The sequence below is a fragment of the Ramlibacter sp. AN1133 genome (genome assembly GCF_037890035.1).
Lineage (GTDB): Bacteria > Pseudomonadota > Gammaproteobacteria > Burkholderiales > Burkholderiaceae_C > Ramlibacter.
In genome coordinates this window covers 240187-255507 of the sequence record NZ_JBBKTQ010000009.1, presented here as the reverse complement: position 1 = coordinate 255507, position 15321 = coordinate 240187, and the positions used below count along the sequence as shown (strand labels likewise).

At 65.4% G+C, this 15321-nt stretch carries 13 protein-coding genes; 5 read left to right on the top strand and 8 right to left on the bottom strand.

All coding sequences use genetic code 11. The features are described from left to right. Nucleotides 1-707 precede the first annotated feature (707 nt). The 5 genes from WG923_RS15400 to WG923_RS15380 form a co-directional block, all read right to left on the bottom strand. Nucleotides 708-1301: a hypothetical protein gene (locus WG923_RS15400; protein ID WP_340351849.1), complete on the bottom strand. Its 594-nt coding sequence runs from the start codon at nt 1299-1301 to the stop codon at nt 708-710. A 423-nt stretch (nt 1302-1724) separates the two neighbouring features. Then, nucleotides 1725-6029, bottom strand: coding sequence for an ATP-binding protein (locus WG923_RS15395; protein ID WP_340351848.1), 4305 nt, complete (start codon nt 6027-6029; stop codon nt 1725-1727). A 550-nt stretch (nt 6030-6579) separates the two neighbouring features. Beyond that, complete coding sequence (locus WG923_RS15390; RefSeq protein WP_340351847.1) at nt 6580-6966, bottom strand: hypothetical protein; 387 nt, start codon at nt 6964-6966, stop codon at nt 6580-6582. A gap of 146 nt (nt 6967-7112) precedes the next feature. Beyond that, nucleotides 7113-7397, bottom strand: coding sequence for a hypothetical protein (locus WG923_RS15385; RefSeq protein ID WP_340351846.1), 285 nt, complete (start codon nt 7395-7397; stop codon nt 7113-7115). Nucleotides 7398-7603: 206 nt separating this feature from the next. After that, complete coding sequence (locus WG923_RS15380; protein ID WP_340351845.1) at nt 7604-7810, bottom strand: hypothetical protein; 207 nt, start codon at nt 7808-7810, stop codon at nt 7604-7606. On the opposite strand from WG923_RS15380, the gene WG923_RS15375 reads away from it, so the two are divergent. Next, a complete protein-coding gene (locus WG923_RS15375; protein WP_340351844.1) occupies nt 7803-8372 on the top strand; it encodes a hypothetical protein in 570 nt (189 codons plus the stop codon). The two genes, WG923_RS15380 and WG923_RS15375, sit on opposite strands and share 8 nt — an antisense overlap. Nucleotides 8373-8384: 12 nt before the next feature. Here the strand turns inward: WG923_RS15375 and WG923_RS15370 are convergent, their stop codons facing one another. From WG923_RS15370 to WG923_RS15360, 3 genes are read right to left on the bottom strand one after another with little or no spacing between them, the layout of a single operon-like run. Beyond that, nucleotides 8385-9524, bottom strand: coding sequence for a site-specific integrase (locus WG923_RS15370; RefSeq protein WP_340351843.1), 1140 nt, complete (start codon nt 9522-9524; stop codon nt 8385-8387). Continuing rightward, complete coding sequence (locus WG923_RS15365; RefSeq protein ID WP_340351842.1) at nt 9521-10330, bottom strand: hypothetical protein; 810 nt, start codon at nt 10328-10330, stop codon at nt 9521-9523. The genes WG923_RS15370 and WG923_RS15365 overlap by 4 nt, the downstream gene beginning before the upstream one ends. 7 nt (nt 10331-10337) lie before the next feature. Further along, nucleotides 10338-10808, bottom strand: a complete 471-nt coding sequence (locus WG923_RS15360; protein ID WP_340351841.1) for a helix-turn-helix domain-containing protein — start codon at nt 10806-10808, stop codon at nt 10338-10340. Nucleotides 10809-11163: 355 nt separating this feature from the next. Here WG923_RS15360 and WG923_RS15355 point away from each other — a divergent pair, with 355 nt between their 5' ends. From WG923_RS15355 to WG923_RS15340, 4 genes are all read left to right on the top strand, one after another. After that, the gene (locus WG923_RS15355; protein WP_340351840.1) at nt 11164-12225 is read left to right on the top strand and encodes a DNA-binding protein; all 1062 of its coding nucleotides are present in this window, start codon (nt 11164-11166) and stop codon (nt 12223-12225) included. A gap of 41 nt (nt 12226-12266) precedes the next feature. Continuing rightward, nucleotides 12267-12968, top strand: a complete 702-nt coding sequence (locus WG923_RS15350) for an AbiU2 domain-containing protein (protein WP_340351839.1) — start codon at nt 12267-12269, stop codon at nt 12966-12968. Between the two features lie 373 nt (nt 12969-13341). Then, nucleotides 13342-14004 carry a hypothetical protein gene (locus WG923_RS15345; RefSeq protein ID WP_340351838.1) on the top strand — a complete coding sequence of 221 codons (663 nt, stop codon included), beginning with the start codon at nt 13342-13344 and terminating at the stop codon, nt 14002-14004. 581 nt (nt 14005-14585) lie between these two features. Then, a complete protein-coding gene (locus tag WG923_RS15340) occupies nt 14586-15263 on the top strand; it encodes a hypothetical protein (RefSeq protein WP_340351837.1) in 678 nt (225 codons plus the stop codon). Nucleotides 15264-15321: the final 58 nt, after the last annotated feature.

The following is a 15321-nucleotide window of genomic DNA, read 5'->3' as shown; positions in this document are numbered from 1 at the left end:
CAGTCGAAGGAGTGCGAAACCTACGACTCTCGTCGATGAAGCTACCTCGCCCGCTCCATCCGCGGCCGATCGAGCCGCGACTCCGGCGGGAACGCAAGGGTCGGGATCGCAGAGGCGCTGAGATCGGCCTCGTCGCGTGCGGCGCGCGCACGAAGGACCAGCCTGATCACCAGTAGCGTGGCCGCGCCGGCCAATGCTGCCGCCAGGAGCCCGCGCGAGTGCGGTGCAAATCCGAACGCCATCGCACCAACCCCTGCCAGGCAGGCGAGGGCGGCGAACCCGGCCAAGGCGGCCAGCAACCGGGTAGCGGAAGCGCGGGGGGTACTGCTCATTTAGCGAGGATAGCGGCTTCCTGAAAGGCTGCAGAGCAGCGGAAGCGACGTGCTGGCACCGCCCGTCAGCTTCGGCATCCCGACGTTGCACCGATGGCACGAGTTCCTGTCCTCCAACGGTCAGCATGGCACCAATCGCGTAGATTCGACGTCGCCCGAGTGAACGAGGTTACTGGCCGCTCGGGCTGGCCAGTGGGAACATGACCTCCATGTTCAGCACCTCAAACGCCAGTGGCCTGCTCCACTGCGGACCGCCGGCGCCCAGCCTGCGGCAATCTCTTGCAGCGCAAGGGATCGTATTGCCTGGGGAAGCGAGGCGCCTGCGCGGCCTGGAGCGGGGCAGGGCGCGCCGCTCGCTGAGAACGGCGGAAGCAGTCACAGCGGCGCCGGCCGCGTCGACGATTCGAACCGGCTGACGCGACGTGCTTGGGGCCGCCTGCGCGGCTTGTGCGGTGGCCGCGGGCGGAAGAAGTCCACCAGCACCATGATCCCCAGCGCCATCGTGGCCACGTCCTTGGCGGCGAGCAGCGCCGGCACAATGTCGGCGTCGCCAGCGGCCGCGCCGATTGCCAGCCGCATCAGCTGGTCGATGCCGGCTACCGTGTAGCACATGCCAAGGAACTGCAGGGGCGAGGCTGTCTTGGCGGTGCAGTTCCAGGGAACCACCCAGCGACCCATTGCGCTGAACACGCAGACGAAGAACGCGATGTGCAGCGAGAAGCGCATGAACGAGTCGAGCGCTGCCAGGAGATCCACCCATGCGCCTTGCAGGTCTCCCTGCGGGGCCTGCGCAAGATAGCGCAGCGTCAGGCACGCAATCAGGATCGCGGCATACCAAGCAAGGGCACGCATGGTCGACGGGGCCGTGTCCCAGTCCGGCTGCATGGTGACGACCATCGCCTTTTGACGCAGGGGAGGCCAAGCGCCGCCGGCCAGGACAGACGGGTCGAACCCGAGCGGAAATTTCACGGTGACCCCTGCTCGGGCTTCCCTTGGGCCGAGGTCGACTCGGATGTTTCGTTGCGCACCCAACAGATCTTGCACTTCTCCCCGGGCCGCGGGTAGTCGGGACAATCCTCAAAGCGGCGTACACCCGGCTGGCGCACGTGGTGGCAGCTGACCACGGGCCGCTGAGATCGAGAAGCTGGGGCGGCGGACTTGGACCCGCCGCAGCTGCGGCAGATGAGAGTGTTCCCGTGGTACCGCCGATCCGGTCCTCCATCTACTCGCCCATAGCGCCAGCGAAAACCGGCGCGCTGCCCACAGTGGGGACAAGGTTCCAGCGGCGGCGCTTTGGCGCTGTGCATTAGCAGCCCGATGAGGGCGCCGCCACAGATCAAGAAAAGCAGCAAGGTCGCCATGTTCGGTTCCTCTGGGCGTCTGCGCGAGCGATCACCTCCAACGCCGAGAGTGGTAGGCGGGCTTCGGTCTGCGCACTCCCGCAGAAGGAGGGCGCGGTGTGCCCTTGCAATCGGCGCACACCCTCCCGTAGCCACCGCGCCCGTTCTTCAGTGCCGCATCGAAGAATCCCTGCAGCGGCTTGATGCTGCTGCAGCGGGTGCACTGGCGCATATCCTTGGACAAGATGCCCTCGGCCTGGTCGCGCAGGCGCTCCACGATCTTGGCGCGCTGCTCGCCTGTGGCCAGCTCCACCAGCTTGGCTAGGCGCTCGTCCAGCGTGCCAACCGGGTCGGCGCCCAGATTGAAGCGGTTGATCCGCAGGAAACGGTACCCATAGCTCTCGAGTGTGAGCTGTCGCTCGACGTCCTCGGGTCTAAGGTAGCGCTCATGGTTCCCCACGTGCACCTGGGCGCCGTTCTCGAAGTGGAATTCGAAGCCGTCGTACTCCACCACGATGTAGATCGGGCCCTTCTCGGAGCGGTAGGTAATGAGGAAATCGACGCGCCAGCTAGGGTGCGAATATGTGGGGTCCAACTGCTTCAGGTACTCCCCGATCGGAAACTGCGGCAGTATTTCCACGTCTTCAGGCTGCGCCTGCACGAACCTGGTGGATTGCAGCCAAGCAAGCACGCGCTGCTCCATGGGGCTGCTCGGATCCGTGTCCGCCGCGCTTCCGTGTTTTTGCTCGAGCACGCGTTCGTAGTGGTGCAGGGCCTGTCCGATGGAGCCGCGGAAGTCCTCCAGCGGCATCGAATGGACGACCCAGATCATTTCCTGGGCGCGACTGAAGCCCACGTTCAGGCGTTGGACCTTGAGCTTTTCTTCCACCGACTCCGTGGCAGCCCCGAGTGACACGGGGAACACGTAGTTCAGCGCGTCCTTGCCGGCTGTGGCCACCATCGAATAGAAGATGATCTGCCGCTCATCGCCCTGGCAGGAGTCGAAGGTCATCACCTTGAGGCGCAGGCGGTCCTCGAACTCGTTGCCGCGCGGGTGGTTGAACAGCACTTTCGTGATGAGGGTGTGCTGCTCGCGAAATGGTGTGATCACCCCCACTGTCGGCGGCGATTCTTCCTCCAGCAATTCCACAAGGCGCTCGGCGATGAAGTCGGCCTCCGCGACGTTTGATGTGCGGGTGGCCGCCTTGCCTTCGGTGGGTACCTGGTCGAAACGGACCACTTCGTCCATGGGCACGCCACGCACCTTGATCGCCTGCAACTGCCGGTCGTAGAAGGTGCTGGATGAGTAGCTGATCAGCTCTGGGTAGGAGCGAAAGTGCTTGCGCAGCATGATCGAAAATGACGCCGCGATCGAGCAGAACTCCAGCACGGAGCGCTTCACGTCGAACATCGCCAGGCGCTGCAGCGCCTCCGCATCGCGGCTCACGTTGCGCTCGAAGAATTGAACCAGATTCGATCTGTACTTTTCGTTGATCGCGATGCTCGCGTTGGACGACTTCACGTTGGAGAACTGCTTGCTGTCTCCCAGCACCACCACCTTTTTGGCGCGCAGCATCGCTGGGAGGGCCTGGGCCACGGAGACCTGCGATGCCTCGTCGATCACCACCACGTCGAACAGCTCTGGTGCGAGCGGCATGTATTCGCCGAACTCGCGGATGCTGGCAATGATGATCGGGAAGGACGTGCGCACCGCCTCAAACTTTTCTTCCGGAAACTTTTGCCGGTTGGAGATCAGCTGCGACAGCACCTTCGCATCGGTGCGGTGGTTGTCCATGAAGTTGACCAGGCGGTCGTCCACGTGAGCGTTCATCATGGACGTGTTCAGGCGCTCAAGCTTCGACTTGGTGCCCACGTAATCGAATTGCGGCGCTTTCGCAAACGCCTGCTGCACCTCCGCCCAGTCCTTCACGTACGAAAGGGTGAGCATCCAGGTGTCTGCGGTCGCCGCAAGCAGGGCTTGTGGAGCCCCGTCGATGCCACCGAGGACGTCCAGAGCATGCATTGCCGCCCCGGGGCCTGGGCCCACGAGACGGTCTCCCCGCGCCAGAAGGCGCCAAGCCCCGGCGAGCCGGTCCGTTAGACCGGCGGCCTCCAGCTTGCGTCGCAATGCCGATGCTGCCTCGACCGCCTTGTTGAGGGTGTCCCCCTCCTCCTTCAGGCGCAGGACCCTCGCCGCGGGCAGGCGATTGAGTTCCACTTCCAGGGCGCGTACGGCGCCCCCGCGGAACAAGTATCCAAAGAGCGGCATGCGCAGGTGCCGGTACCGCAGCAGCAAGTCGGATAGCTCTCGCGCATCTTCAGCCGAGAGCCGTTCAAACGCGGCCATCGCTTCGAGCACCCCGGCCGGCACGGAGTTGGAAAATTCGGCGAGTACCTGGTCGGTGAGGAATCGATCCTTCAGCACCGCAACACTGCCCGCGGGCTCCCTGAGCGCGCGCGCCAGGTAGGCGCCGAGCGCTTCAGCGTGCTCCAAGGGCTGCGCGAGGTCGGCAAGACGTCCGACGGCGGCGGCGCTTCGCGCCAGCAGTTCGACGAAGCCGGGCAGGTCCTTGCGCAGAGTCCCTTCGGCATCGTGCAGGCGCTTCACCTGCGCCAGCGGCAGCGAGCCGAGGGTGTCCACCGTGTTCTCGATCGCCGCCCTCAATTCGACCGTTGTGTCCTGCTTTTCCTCATGCAGGCGCTGCTGGTTGGCGCGCATGGATTTCACGTATGCGGTGACCTGTGCAACCGTCTGGTTGGCCACCAGCTTCTTGAAGTTGGCATCCTGCCGGCCCAGGCGCAGCAGCGGGTTGGGGAAGTCCTCGACGTGGCGCACCCGGCTCATGGCTTCCGATAGCTTGTCCTGGACGACCTGGAGTGCCTCGGCTTTGTCCGAAAGCACCAGGCAGGAGCGCTGATTGAAGGCGCAGTCGGCCGCGATCGCGGTGATCGTGTGCGACTTGCCCGTGCCAGGAGGCCCTTCCACGACCACGATGCGTCCCTCCGGATGTCGCACCGCGAGCAGGATCTTGCGCTGCTCCTCGTTCAGCGGAATGGGGCTGTCGAAGACCATGCGGTCGGCCAAGGACAAACCGTCCCAATGCTGGTCGACAGCGGCCGCGATGCTTTTCGGGTTCTCGGCCAGGATGCCTCGAACCATGTCCTCGAAGAGGCCCACGATGGCGCTTCCGCCCTGCTTGGCCAGCGAGATCAATTCTTCGTAGTCGTTGACCAGGGCTTCCTCGCCGCGGTCGAACACGCAAAGGTACAGGCTGGGACTGAGCGTGACGTCGGCGGTCGCGGCGTCTGGCGATCGCGAGCCGAGGTTCGCTTGGCCGGCCAGATCCATGGAGTTGGCCACGAGCCCAAAGAGTCCCCGTGCCACCTCGTAGATGCTCTGCTCGGGCTTGAGATAGTTGATGCGGTCCTGGATGGGGCTGACCCACTCGCGCATCTTGGCCTGGGCGAGCTCCTGGAGCACGAATTCGATTGCCGCGCGGTTCGCGAACAGCTGGTTCACGAGCGACAGCTGGTACCCCTCGCCCTCAGGCATCTTCTGCACGTCGATCGGGACAAAGAAGAGCGGGTACAGGGCATTGCGGAATTTGCAGGTGCCGATGTACAGGTACAGCTGCACCCCCTCGGAGATCGTTGCGTAGGTTTCTACGTCCCGGAACTCCAGGAATGCGTCAGCGGCTACGAAGCTCTCGAAGAAGGTGCTGAGCGCGGGGCGTGCAGAATCTAAAGTGATGGCGGTGGCAAGGACGTCGTCGACGCCGGCGTCGTCGCGCTTGGCCACATGCTTGGCCAGCACGTCCGACAGCTGCGCGCAAGCCACCGAGCTGACTGCCGCAATCATCTCCGTCTCGGCGGCGTAGAGCGAATCTATGACGCTGTAGGCTGTGCGCTGCAGGGGAGCGTCCAGCCTGGCAATCAAAGGCCGCACAACCTGCTCGCCCATCTGCTCGCGCAGGTGTGTGCAGGCGGCCTCTACCCACTGCTCGGGATCGGTGACCGTCTGGGCATAGGTCTTTGCGATCTGCTCCTTGCAAGAGATTCGCACCCGATCCAGGGCGGCGTCATCGATGGCGTCGATATGCTCGGAGATGATCTTGCGCAGCAGAGGGGAGAGCGAGCGGGTGTGCTTTCGCGGCTGCAGTTTCATGTGCATCGGATCCCCGCTCGGGCGGGAGATCAGCGCCCACAACTCCGATTCGAGCGTGGGGTAGGGCCTTACGCGCATGCCTGCGCGAAAGCCGCTCTCCGTTTGGAGTACAACCTTGCGCCGGGGCGCCTGTTGTCTCTTGAAATCGGATTCGAGGAAATCCCGGAAATAGTGGCAGACCTGCACCGCCACCTCTCTGATCGCGCCTGCCTCCACAACTGCTCCTTGACCTGTCTGCTCTACAGGATACAGGTCGCCTTCGCCCTGGCCACACTCACGCAACCGGAAACGCCGCCGCGCGACCGGCGGCCTCATCCATCTTGGTGAGGCGGCTTCGTTCAGCGGCTATGCACGAGCCACAAGTGACGGCCGCCTGCGAGAGCGGGGCCCACTGGTGGTGCCCCGGTGAGCACGCCGGGCGCGGAACCGACGTGGCGTTGCGGAAGGCGCTGCGACGCCTGCAGCAGGGCTTCCGCCGCGAAGGCGAACGTGAAGTAGACCAGCAGTCCTGCAGCAGTAGGGAGGGTCACCATTGCGATCGGCCCGCAGGGCGCCAGGCCAAGCGAGATCAGAGCAGTGGCGACCACGCAGAGTGCAGCTCCCGCCGCGCAGCAGATGGCGGCGAGCATGAAGCAGGACGATCGGGAATGGAGCACCATGGCGAGAATTGCACGTGTCCGCCATCGTGATGCCGATCGCTTCCCTTCGGAGTCGGTGAAATCACCGACCCCTGGGTTTCGGCTCAGCTAGAGCGCAGCAGCGGCACATCCGCGGTATTCACGCAGTTGGCGTTAAGTACGTGCACGGCCGCCGCAAGCTCCGGGTCCGCCGCGAGCCAGCCGAACAGCGCCGCCTCCGCATGCAACGCAAGGCCCGGCAGCTCCATGCTGCGATGGCGCGCCGTCGCATAGGTCCACAAGGCACGGCCCACCTCATCCTGCTGTTCGGTGCTCAGCGCCGCCCAGCGCTTCTTCTGCGACTGCAGAAAGCAGGCCCGCACGGCCGCCTCAAGCCACTCGGCCGGAATCTGTGGCGGCATCGGCGAGTCGACGGGGCTGGGGGGGAGCGGCGCGGCGTCGACCGCGGAGGAAGTCGGGGAGGCATCTTCGAACAGCGATTGCTGGGACATGATGCGAACCACGGTAGCACCAGGGCACCACTGCGCCAAGCAGACCGCCAGGGCCTGTCACTTCTGGTGAAGCAGATCCACACGTGCGTGCGGATGCTGGCTCGCTGTATCTGCCGGGTCCGTGGAGCCGTGCGGGCGAGATCGCTTTAGGGGAGGGCCACGCGATCCGCCTGCCCTGCCAGCTCCACCACGCGGGACGCGAATCGAACGCTGTCTTCGTCGGTGGGTTCCTTCACCGCGTCCATGTCACCCATCACGTCGGCCATCTGCTGGAGCACAGCCTCGCAGGAGGTCGGCGCCGCGCCGTCCGTGCGTTCGGCCCATGCCGCTGCGGTATCCGAGCGCTCGCAGCGCTCCATGATGGCGGCGTAGGCATCCTCAAGGCGGGAGCGCAGGCCGGCGAAGTCGAGGGCGGGTTCGGTGCCGTTCATCCCGATACGCTACCACCTTCCTCGCGGCCAGCGAGCGCGGGGCTCGGGCCTGCGAGACCTGATGGAGCCAGGCGCATGCGCATCGCGGGCCCGACTATCATTGCCTGATGCCTTGCGTCCCGCGCATCACAGTGACGGCTCCAGCGTCCCTGGCAAGAATCGAGCACGAAGGGATCTGTTGGTTGCTCGCGCGCAGGGCACGCGGTTCAGTCGCGTCCGTCCTTGTGCGTCGGCACTCCGAGGAACTTTTCGATTTCGACTTGGTGATCCCCAGCAGGGCACGACCACGCGCCGGCGAGCACTTTGCGATCGCAGCCAGCGTCGAACTCGCGAAAATGGGCTATCTTGCATGCAGCGAGGCGGTTGCGGATCGCGCGGTTCAGAGCATCCAGAGGAGGATCGCGCATGTCCAACGTCATCGCTGCTGAACTCGGGTTGCCGCAGCCGTTGGCAGGCTGCTTTCGACCGCTGGCCGGCGAAATCGCGCCCGTACACTGCTCCGATCCCGCTTCCCTGCAGGAAGCACTACGGAGCGTGCTGCTGCATAAGCCGGATGAAGATCCGGCAGGCGTCGTGTTCGTGTGGACTGTGCAGCATCCGTATCCTGTGAGTGCGTCTGCTAAATCCCGCATCTCCTACATCGAGAAGACCGACAAGACGATCTCGCAGCGCTGGCGACCCTACATTGCACTCCTCGCGAGCGACGGTGGGAGCGACCCGTTGCCGCCTGGCGAGCTCGACCTGGTGCGGTGGGCGCGCGAGAGCAGCAACTGGAGCTACTACTCGCAGCTGATCGTGCGGCACGGGCCCATGCAAGTGTGGTGGGCGTCTGCAGCAAAACTCAACGCAGCTGCGGGTGGCGTGCAATACAAGCCGGTCCAGTGGGAGGGGCATCTGCTGCGCTGCTTCCACAGGAGGCATGGGTGCTTGCCTGCGAAGAACCGCAGGCACAGCGGTCCCCTCCTTCAGTTTTGAGCGGCTGCTCGCTCAGGCCTGGCGCTTCCGGCTGGCAAGCCCCGCAGCCTTCGATTTCTTCATGTCGTCCGCGCGCTGGTAGTCCATGGCGGTCTGCGCGTTGCTGTGCCCGGAGTAGGCCATGGCTTCGTTGAGTGGCACGCCATCACGCGCTGCCTGCGTCATGAACCCCGAGCGCAGCGAGTGGGGCGAGAAGTCGCCTTCGTCGTCCAGGCCGGAAAGTGCGCACCGGGCCTTTACGATGTCCCACACCCCCGTGATCGCGAGCCCCTCGGGTGCGATGGTGCCGCCGCGGCGGATGCGCCGAAACAGCGGTCCCGTGTGGAAACCTGCCGCATCCAGCAGCCGCAGCCAGGCGCGCAGGGCCTCTGCGGCGTTGCCTACGATGGGCTTTGCATCGGTGGCCTTCTCCACCCCGGTCTGGTTCGTCTTGGAGTGCCGCATCGTGAAGATGTAGTCGCCTGCGTCGCGCTTCAGTTGTGACCGGTCGGCTGACACGATCTCTGAGCGCCGGCGGCCGCCCGAGTCGAAGGCGAACAGCAGCAGCGCTCGATCGCGAACGCCTCGGGGCGTGTCGTCGCAGGTGGCGAGCAGCCGCGCCAGACGATCCCAATGCAGTGCGTCCTTCTTCTTCGGTGCCCCGGCCGGGCTCTTGGCGTAGACCACCCGCACGGCGCGCATGAGCCGTCGCACTTTTGTCTCCTCGGTGGGCGGCTCCAGGCCGCGATCGCGGTGCAGGCGCGCCATGGCCGCCAGCCGGGCTTCCAGCGTGTTCAGCGCCATCGGCCCGAGCTTGGCTTTCACCCCGGAGCTCACCAGCTGCAGGTCGACCTGGTGGGGCAGTTCGTGCTGCAGCACCGTGTCGGTCTCGCTCAAACGCGGCGCGTGGTCTACGATGAACTGGATAACCACCTCGGCGGGCAGCGGGAAGTGCTCCGCCTCCACGAAGTCCACGTCGTAGCGCAGCTCGAACCAGGCGAGCCAGTAACGCGCGGCGGCCCGGTAGGCGGCGCGCGTGTTGGCGGACTCGCCCTGGTGCAGGATCTCGCGGACGGCCTTCTGCGTGGAGGCATCCAGGCGCTTCAGGTCCAGCGCGCCGGTGGCGGCCGCAGCAGGGGACAGAGCATGCGGTTCTCGGTCTTGCACGGTCATGCCTCCCTCGGCCGGGGACTGTTGGAGTCTGCAGCGTCGCCGGCGGGGCGCTCCCGCGCAACGGTGGCCAGCTGCTGCTGCAGCTCGTCTCGGTACCGCAGTAGTTCCTCACCGTCGATCGCATCGAGGACGCACAGTTTGTGCTCCTTCCACAGGCGCTGGCCCACGGAGCTTTTCCAGAGGCGAAAGACGCGCTGCACGCATGCGCCGGCGCGATCGGGCCGCCCCACGTCGCTGGCGATGCGGATGAGGGCTTCGCGGGCCACCGCGATCGCCCATCGGGCCTGTGTCACTACGTGCTCGCCCTTTTGGGCGGTGAGCCCAACGGCGTTGTGCGCCCTGGCTTCCAGCAAATCGAGGGGATGCATGATGCGAAGATCGATGCCGCCGGCCATCTTCACGGTGACTGCGTTGCGCTCCACTCGGCGCGTGAAGGCGTTGGATTTCTTCAGCCCGCTGGTGGTGTACAGCAGGTGCAGCACGTCGATGTTGCGGACCTTGCCCGTGCCGGCCACCGGGATGCGCAGCTGCGCCACCAGACTGGTGAGAGACGTCGGTTCCGGCAGCAGCAGCGCCGCACGCAGCTTCTCGGCCAGGTAGCGCGCCTGGCGTACGCTGCCCAGGGCGTCCCCGTCGTTGGAGATCGCGGCACCCTCGCTGTGGATCCCATAGCGCTGCATCCAGAACGCCAGCGCCTGGCCGCCCACAAGCACCATCTCGGTGGACATGTGGCGCAGGAAGGCGTCCAAGGTCGCCGCATCCAGCGGGGCCTCGTCGGCGGGGAGAACGGGCGCGGTGGTAGCCATGGGGGGGTTACAGCGGCTCGCCCACGATTTCTGCGCTGGCGGCCTGTTCCTCGGTGAACCAGCTCATGCCGGCGTTGCTGGCCCGACCTGCGCGGATCGCGTCGATGTCGCGCTTTTGGTTGTGGCGCTTGAATGCCCAGAGCTCGTCAGCGGCACGTAGCTCCGATGCGGCCGTGGCGCGCCCGCGGCGCCCGGGGAGCTGCTGGTCCTGCATCTGCCGGCCCAGCGGATCGGCCTGCGCCACGATGCCCAGATCCCCCGCCAGACCGAGCGCCTCCATCACGCGAGCGTATGCGCCCATGGCCACCGACGGCTTGCCCTGCTCGATGCGGAACACCGTCACGCGCGACAGGCCGGCGGCCGCAGCTAACTGGTCTACGCCCACCCTCCGCCGCATCCGAGCAAGCCGCAGACGCTCGCCCAGCTGGTGCAACTGGGCCTGCGTCTCGACATGCAGGGGTTCGATGGTGGCCTTCATGTTGCTTATTTTCGCTGTTAGCGCGCGTTATGTCCATTATTAGAAACATCGGCCCAAGCGCCAACCGGTGCTCATCAGTCACGCGGTTCCCTGCCCCCGGCCCCAACGTCCACTAAGGCCCCCACGGCCGGGGGGAGTCGCAGCGGCAGCGGATTGCGAGAACTATACGATGTGGATATTATGTGTGCTACGGTGTGATATGTAGTCCACACTACATATGCACCATAACGTAAGTTTATCGTGGGTAATGGCATGGCCGGGCTGAGGCGGTAGCCGCCCCGGAAATATGCCAGTTCTCCCGGCCACCCCCGGGGCGCCCCCACACAGGAACCAATGAAAGGACGGGGGGGAAAAAATGGCACCACCCGGAGGGATCACCAAGCAGGATGTGTTCGTCGCCGCCGATGAGTTGCTTCGCTCGGGCGAGGGCCCGACCGTGGACCGCGTGCGCCGGCAGATCGGCCGAGGTTCGCCCAACACGGTGGGGCCGCACCTGAAGGACTGGTGGAAGACTCTGGCCTCGCGCCTGAACAGCGAAGCGCCGGCGTTGCCGCCGCCGACGGCGGCCCTGGGCCTGCCCATGCCGGTGGTAAACGCCGCGAAGCTGATCTGGGAGACCGCCTCGCGCCAGGCGGCCGAGGACGCCCAAGCCGTCCTCGATGCGGAGCGCAACCTGATCGCCGAGGCCCGCGCGGCGATCACCGAGCGCGAAACGAAGCTGGAGGCGGCCCGCACCGCACTGGAGGAGAACGCCCGGCTGGCCAGCCAGCGCGCCGACGACCTGCACCGGCAGCTGGAAGACGCCCTGGTGCGCCTAGACCGCGCCGAGACGCGCAGTTCGGAGTTGCAGGCGCAGCTGCACACTGCGCAGACGGAAGTCGGCGAGGAACGCCGACGACTTCAGGAGCAGATCCAGCAGCATGCCCGTGAGCGCGACGCCGACGCCCAGCGCGCAGCCGGCAACGAACGCCGCTACCTGCAGGACATCGATCGCGCACGTGGTGAGACCACCCGTGTGCAGCAGCAACTGGGGGAGAGCCAGGCGGCGCTGCGCGCGGCACTCGAAAAGCTCGAGACGACCAGGGAGGCGGGGGAGCGCCGGCAGCGGGAGCTGACCGAGGCGGTGGCGGAGCGCGAGCGGCTGCTCGCGGCGAAGGATCAAGTCCTGGCGGAGCGCGATCGCCAGCTTGCCGAGCGAGAGCGCAATCTGGTGGAGCGTCGGGGCGAACTGGCGCAGGCGAGGGAATCCTCCGCGGCGTTGCAGCGCTTGTGCGCGACTCAGGAGACACAAGCTGCGGCGCTGCAGGAGGCCCTCGCCAGCGCAGGCCGAACCGAAACCGATCTGCGAGCACAGGTCGCGGCGCTCCAGCAGCAACTCGCGCCTAAAACCACATCACGTCGCCGCGTCAAGGCCTGAGAACGGTCAACCACCTTGGAAAACGAAGCCGGAGCTACCCAATGATCCGCATTGCCGATGGGAAGGAATTCAACCGCCTGGTGGAAGCGCTGGCTGACGACATCCAGCATGCGCACTTTCACTGGCGCCTATACCGGGATCTCCTGAACGCGCATGAGGAATTCCCAAATGTGCGCCATCAGTCGGTCGCCTTCTGGCATCTCACACACCGGGCACACGTGATGGAAGCGATGCAGTCCCTGGCCCGCGCATTCGACCAAGACGCCACGTCGCTCCACCTGCGCAGCTGGCTGAAAACGATCCAGGCGAACATGCACCTGTTCGCGACCCAGGAGTTCAAGAAGCGCCTCGCCGGCAATCCTTTCGTGGACAGCCTGTCGGAGATCGCACGCGAACCGGATCCTGTTCAGCTTGAGGCCGACATCGCGTTGTGCACACAATCCGATCCGACCGTGAAGGCGCTGCTGCTGCAACGGCACAACGTGACTGCCCATCGAAATGCGAGGATGGCGGCAAGAGGCCGCTCCGCGATCGAGGAGTTCGGCATTCCGGTGGCTGACTTCGAGGACTTGCTCCAACGGTCGAGGACCATCCATAGCCGATACTCGCAGCTGTTCGCTGCGGCGTCATACTCGCCGCAAATCTTGGGGCACGGCGATTACCGTTTCATCTTTCAGTGCGTCGAGGAAACAGTACGGCGTTCCCGCGAGGAGAGCACTGCGCGTGGGAGGGGCCCAATATGAAGCGAGCGACAGCACTGGTTATCGGGTTCGGTGTTTCGGTCCAGGTGGCCGCCGCCTCGACCACCGATGAGCAATTGAGCGCGTGCCTGCTCAAGGCCGCGGATAACTCAGCGTATACCTCACATGACGGGGGACGCTCTGCCCAGAAGATGCTCGAGGCCGACTGCCCATCGGTTTACCTAAAGTGGGTGAGTGAGTGTTCGGTCGCAGACGAACGAAAGTCCTGCGTCCTGAAAGCCGCGCTTAGCGCGCAGATGGCACTGAAGCTGAAGGGTAAGTAGCAGCACCCTGGGTGCGGCGGGATCGGTCGCCTTCACGTTCCGCCGGTGCGGGGCGCCGCGATGGAGGCCGAACCCTGGGCACAATTGCGGTTATGAATTTCCAATCAGCCTTACGACGAGCAACGCGGCATGCCTTCGGACTGCAAGCGCTGGCGTTGCTCACGCCCGGGGCGTTCGCGATGGGCCCGCAACCCTGTGGGGCAGGAAGCATGCCCTCCGGCCAGCACTTGAAAGTCACCGGGTCCGACATTCTGCTGCGCGCCTCTCCGGGACCCAAGGGCGAGCGCATGATCAATGAGAAGGCCACCGCAGCGCTGCACGAAAAGCAGTACCTCACCATCGACAATTCAGTGCGGGTTGTGCAGCAGTGCACGCAAGGTGCTTGGTCCCGCGTCCAGGTGGAGAGTCCCGAGTGGCTGCGCGACAGCCACATCGGTTGGGTGCCCACGAGCGTCCTCAGGAGTCAGAAAAACGACACCAGCGGCAAGGAGCTCTTCACGGAAGCGGACTTCGGGTGGGACCAGTTCACCCGCGACTACAAGGCGATCATCATCGCAGGCGTGAACAAGCTCGCAAGGGAGAACTCCGCGTGCAAAGCCATCGATCCGGCGACCGCATCGAGGTCGACGACCAAGGGATCCAAGGCCGACCCCGTCTTCTGGGTCACATGCGGCACAGGCAATGCCGCGCGCAACATCTTCTTCACCAAGTCGGACGTCGAGAACAACCGGGTTCTGTCGCACAGCCGCTACTGAACGTCTACGCTCGGCCGCGCTGTCGAGGGCGGCACGCCGAGGCGTCACACACTGGGGGCCCCCCACTGTCGCAGCAGGCGCATGGCCAGTAGAGTGTGCGACATGGCTACCCTCTACGTGCATGCTGATCCTGATGGACCAAGGCTGCCTGCGGCCTACTGCTTCCAGGCCGCGCGCGGCGCCGACGCGGGACACCTCGCAAGGCTGCTTCGGATCACCACAACGCACTCCATGCACCTCGCCGTGGTCCATGTCGCTGGCAGGGAATGTGTCCTGGTCGAATTGGCGTGTGCCGGGGGGCTGACCGAGGGGGCATTGCGCAACACCATGCGGATGCTGCCTGGCCACGAGGTAATGGAGAGCACCTTGCGCCCCGGCGCAATTCTCTCAAGGGACATGCGGGCAGCGCGTTGAGCTCGGGTTCGCCGCGCGCGACCGGCGCCGCGCCAGGCGGACGACGCCCCCAATCACCCAGCATGCTGCCTCGCCACAGGTCGGAGATGCCTTCTGAGGGAGGCACGACTTACGGTGGCTTCGCATGCCTGTTTGACGCAATACGATGCGTGCCTAAGACTGAATCCATGACGGAAGCACGTGGTGAGCGAATGGCGCGAGATGTCCAAGAATGGCTTGCCTGGGAAGATGCCCGCCTGTTGGATTGCGCGCTGGGGATGCAATTTCTCAGTGCGCACGATCTGGCCGACGAGTTCGGCCGCGACCCGCTCCTCATTCTTCGGCGCATCCTGGATTCCGAAATCCCCGACATGGTGGGATTCGAAGTGGCAAGAGGCTCCGAGGAGGAGTCTGAGTTCCTGGCCCTCGGCCTGGCAGGCGCCCCGCTGGAGATGGTTCTGCGCTGGTGTACCGCAACCGAGGTAGCGGTCGATCGCCCCGAGTGGGACGAACTGGCGATGTACATGACGGCCGATCTGCGACCGGCCACGGAACTGGCGCGCGAGGCCGGTCTGTGGCTCACCAGGTTCGACCAGGTCGAGGCGCTGCAGCAGTTGGTGGACGTTCCGACAAACGCACTCGCGCGAGCGGTTGCCGCGGTCCTTGGACGCCTCGACGCTCCCACGCCGTGCGAAGTTCTCGCGCAAATCCTGGGCTCACGTGCCCCGGAGGCGCCGATCGACTGGCATCACATCGATCGGGTGCCACTGGACGTGCAGCATTCGCGCACGTTCCGCTGGCGGGCCTCCAAGAAACGGCGCACAACCAGGAGGCGCCACCCGCGCGCCGTCGGCCGCCGGGCGTAGCCGGCGGTTCTTTGCTCCCGGGGCCAGCGAGGCAACCAGCGCCCCCTCCGCGCGTGAG

Bases quoted from the DNA above. Each gene is read 5' to 3' on its own strand.
- WG923_RS15340 (WP_340351837.1), top strand. From the start codon at position 14,586: ATGACGGAAGCACGTGGTGAGCGAATGGCGCGAGATGTCCAAGAATGG.
- WG923_RS15365 (WP_340351842.1), bottom strand. From the start codon at position 10,330: ATGGCTACCACCGCGCCCGTTCTCCCCGCCGACGAGGCCCCGCTGGAT.
- WG923_RS15375 (WP_340351844.1), top strand. From the start codon at position 7,803: ATGTCCAACGTCATCGCTGCTGAACTCGGGTTGCCGCAGCCGTTGGCA.
- WG923_RS15370 (WP_340351843.1), bottom strand. From the start codon at position 9,524: ATGACCGTGCAAGACCGAGAACCGCATGCTCTGTCCCCTGCTGCGGCC.
- WG923_RS15355 (WP_340351840.1), top strand. From the start codon at position 11,164: ATGGCACCACCCGGAGGGATCACCAAGCAGGATGTGTTCGTCGCCGCC.
- WG923_RS15345 (WP_340351838.1), top strand. From the start codon at position 13,342: ATGAATTTCCAATCAGCCTTACGACGAGCAACGCGGCATGCCTTCGGA.
- WG923_RS15350 (WP_340351839.1), top strand. From the start codon at position 12,267: ATGATCCGCATTGCCGATGGGAAGGAATTCAACCGCCTGGTGGAAGCG.
- WG923_RS15360 (WP_340351841.1), bottom strand. From the start codon at position 10,808: ATGAAGGCCACCATCGAACCCCTGCATGTCGAGACGCAGGCCCAGTTG.
- WG923_RS15385 (WP_340351846.1), bottom strand. From the start codon at position 7,397: ATGAACGGCACCGAACCCGCCCTCGACTTCGCCGGCCTGCGCTCCCGC.
- WG923_RS15390 (WP_340351847.1), bottom strand. From the start codon at position 6,966: ATGTCCCAGCAATCGCTGTTCGAAGATGCCTCCCCGACTTCCTCCGCG.